This is a genomic window from Cytophaga sp. (assembly GCF_051961495.1).
Lineage (GTDB): Bacteria > Bacteroidota > Bacteroidia > Cytophagales > Cytophagaceae > Cytophaga.
Genome location: NZ_JBQCDF010000080.1, coordinates 1 through 2,238, shown reverse-complemented (window position 1 = coordinate 2,238; position 2,238 = coordinate 1). Strand labels below are relative to the sequence as shown.

Sequence of the window (2,238 nt, the reverse complement as noted above, 5' to 3'; positions counted from 1 at the left end):
AGTTAAAGGCAGGATTATTCCATATCGCATGATATTGGTAGGTATTTCCATTTCAAGTCTGGCGATTGCTGTACTATCGCTGCTTTTATATATTTCAGGTGAAGATCAGTCCTGGAAGAATATAATATTCTGGACTTTCGGATCTTTTCAGACGGCAAACTGGCTGAAAGTGTTCAATAGTATGCTTATCATACTTCCCCTGATTTTACTCAGTTACCTGCTTTTTAGCCCGTTCCAGATATTGGAACTGGGAGAAGAGAATGCAGACAGGTTAGGTGTTCCTGTGCAGCGATATAGGATTATATTGGTGTTGATTTCTTCCCTGCTGATCGGTACTGCGGTTAGTATGGCAGGGCCTATAGGCTTTCTTGGCTTGATTGTACCGCATATGATCCGGATGCTTTACAAATATGAACTTACCAAGAGTTTTATATTGTGGTTATGTTATTTTTCGGGAGTTTTTTTAATGACCTGTGAAATTTTATCTGCTGTTGTTTTTCCGCCGCAGGGAATTCCGGCAGGCATATTAATGTCATTGTTTGGTGTACCGTTTTTTTTGTATTTGCTGTTGCATTCAAATGCTAAAAATATCTGATTTTTTAGCGTTGCAATTACTACCTTTACTGAGTAAATTACTGCATTATGATTATTTATGTTTCAAGACAAGAGCACTTCAATGCTGCTCACAAATTATATAATCCTAATTGGTCTGAAGAGAAAAATAACGAAGTTTTCGGTCCTTGTGCGAATGCGAACTGGCATGGGCATAACTTTGATTTGATTGTTACCGTAAAAGGAGAGCCAGACCCTGATACTGGATTTGTAATAGATCTGAAGAAACTAAGTATTTTAATCAGGGAAAAAATCACAGATAAAGTTGATCATAAAAACCTGAATCTGGATGTGGATTTTATGATTGGCAAAATGGCGAGTACAGAAGTTCTGGCTATGGAATTCTGGAAAATTTTAGAACCGCATATAAGTCATATTTCTAATGGAAGAGGGAAACTTCATAGTATCAAATTGTATGAAACGCCCAGGAATTTTGTTGAATATTTTGGCGAATAGTGGAAGTAAAAGCTCGTTTAAAGGAAAGAAATTAAAATCATGAAGTACTATTTAATCTGTGGCGAGCGTTCGGGGGATTTACACGCTTCGAATTTAATTAAAGCATTAAAGCATGCTGATCCGGATTCTAAAATCAGAGGTATTGGCGGTGACTTGTCAAAAGATGCAGGTATAAAATTGTATGCGCATTACAAAGACATTGCTTTCATGGGTTTTGCTGAAGTATTTTTCAATCTCTTTACGATTTTAAAAGTATTGAGCAATACGAAAGAAGATATTCTCGCTTATAAGCCGGATGCCATGATACTGGTTGATTTTTCAGGGTTTAACATGAAAATCGCTGCTTTTGCCAAGGAGCATAACATAAAAGTATTTTATTATATATCTCCTAAAGTATGGGCCTGGAATACCAAGCGTGCGATAAAAATTAAAAAGCTGGTTGATCATATGTTTGTGATACTTCCTTTTGAAAAGGAGTTTTTTGAAACATATGATTATAAAGTAGATTATGTTGGCAACCCCTTACGTGATGCCATTTCCAACTTTACACCGAATGCAAATTTTATTCAAAAGCATCAGCTGAATGCCGAGAAAAAATTAGTGGCCATTCTTCCAGGTAGCAGATACCAGGAAGTAACCATGTTGCTGGAACGTATGGTAGAAGTGGCATTTGATTTTCCGAATGTACAATTTGTAATTGCTGCGGTTTCTAATTTAGATTCCGCTATTTATGAAAAATATAAAAGGAATAATGTTAAGATCGTGACCGATGAAACATATGACCTGTTGTTGCATGCACGTGCAGCTGTAGTAGCGTCTGGTACAGCCACCCTTGAAACCTGTTTGTTTAATGTTCCGCAGGTTGTTTGTTACAGACTGAATGGAATATCTTATCGTATTGCCAAAGCAGTGCTAAGTGTCAAATATATTTCACTCGTAAATTTAATTGTAGATAAACCTGTTGTTAAAGAATTGATACAGGGAGATTGTACCATTGAAAATATTCGTCTGGAGCTAGAACATCTGTTGCCGGAAACGGTTTATCGTAAAGCGATGATGCAGGGATACCAGGAAGTCTCTGCCAGAATAGGAGAGACTGGTGTGTCAGAAAAAACTGCAGGCTTGATTATGCAATATATGAAAGCAGAAATCAATGTAAATCGTTGATTT

General features: G+C 36.9%; 3 protein-coding genes. All 3 read left to right on the top strand.

Annotated elements, in window-relative coordinates; all coding sequences use genetic code 11:
* Positions 1–595, top strand: a 595-nt coding sequence (locus ACTHJT_RS03630; RefSeq protein WP_440236423.1) for a FecCD family ABC transporter permease, incomplete at its 5' end; no start/stop codon positions are given.
* A gap of 50 nt (positions 596–645) precedes the next feature.
* Positions 646–1,068: a 6-pyruvoyl trahydropterin synthase family protein gene (locus ACTHJT_RS03625; protein ID WP_440236424.1), complete on the top strand. Its 423-nt coding sequence runs from the start codon at positions 646–648 to the stop codon at positions 1,066–1,068.
* 39 nt (positions 1,069–1,107) lie between these two features.
* A complete protein-coding gene (gene lpxB / locus ACTHJT_RS03620; RefSeq protein WP_440236421.1) occupies positions 1,108–2,235 on the top strand; it encodes a lipid-A-disaccharide synthase in 1,128 nt (375 codons plus the stop codon).
* Positions 2,236–2,238: the final 3 nt, after the last annotated feature.